This window comes from Companilactobacillus futsaii JCM 17355 (assembly GCF_001435505.1).
In the GTDB taxonomy this organism is placed as follows: domain Bacteria; phylum Bacillota; class Bacilli; order Lactobacillales; family Lactobacillaceae; genus Companilactobacillus; species Companilactobacillus futsaii.
In genome coordinates this window covers 1-985 of record NZ_AZDO01000123.1, presented here as the reverse complement: position 1 = coordinate 985, position 985 = coordinate 1, and the positions used below count along the sequence as shown (strand labels likewise).

Annotated in this window: 1 protein-coding gene; it reads right to left on the bottom strand. The window is 43.8% G+C overall.

Features of this window, described 5'->3' with window-relative positions; translation table 11 throughout:
• Positions 1-15: 15 nt before the first annotated feature.
• Entirely contained in the window at positions 16-888 is an 873-nt protein-coding gene (locus FC88_RS09100) for an IS30 family transposase (protein ID WP_235526926.1), read from the bottom strand.
• Positions 889-985 lie beyond the last annotated feature (97 nt).

The following is a 985-nucleotide window of genomic DNA, read 5'->3' as shown; positions in this document are numbered from 1 at the left end:
TGGCAAATTACAAGTTTAATCCGAACAAGCCCGGAATCTTTCAATGGCAGTCTGTTGATGATGTATTTTTAATGGTCGTTGATTAATTAGTTCAAGTGCTGCTAGGATCTCATCAGTCGTTACTTGGCTAAAATTGGTCTTTTTCGGGAAGAACCAGCGTAACCGTCTATTAAAATATTCATTGGAACCTCGCTCCCATGGTGAATATGGATGGCAAAAATAAACTTTGATCTGATAATCCTGTTCTAAGGCCTGATAATTGGCAAACTCTTTACCATGATCAACAGTAATGGATTTTACTTGGGGACCGAAGGCCCCCATAAACTTGCCAAAGGCGGCGTTTAGAGCCTTAGCCGTTCTATTAGGGGCTTTGATGGCCCATAGAAGTCGGGTCTTACGTTCTACGAATGTAACCAGACATGATCGTGACTCACTTCGACTAGAAAGCACCGTATCTACTTCCCAATGACCAAAAGCTAACCGTTGATTAACAGTTGTTGGCCGTTGTTCGATGGAAGTCCCACTTGTAAATTTCCCACGATTTTCGCTCACTCGGTGCTGGCGGACATTCCGATTGGGTAGATCAGTCAATTTGAAGGGGAGCCAGCCACGATTAAGCCAATTATAAATTGACGCAGTGCTCAAGTTATAAGCAGCCGCAATGGTTTCTGGTGACCAGGTTAATCGTAAGTGATTGGTAATTAAAGTCGCTAATGCTGCCGTCAGCATCGAACGACGACCGCAATTCCGCCTTTTGCGATCTGCATCTTGCTGAGCTAATTCTGGATCATAAGGTTTAACCCGGTCCAACTCATAGCTAATCGTAGCTTTGGCGACGCCTAAGGCGTCAGCCATTACTTGGTAAGATTTATTCCCCTCATTGACCAGTTATGCTAGTGCGCCACGTTGAAAACGTGATAAAGTAGATGTACCCAAAGTAATCACTCCCTATATTGGTTGGAATTAGCTACTACCATTGTAAGTG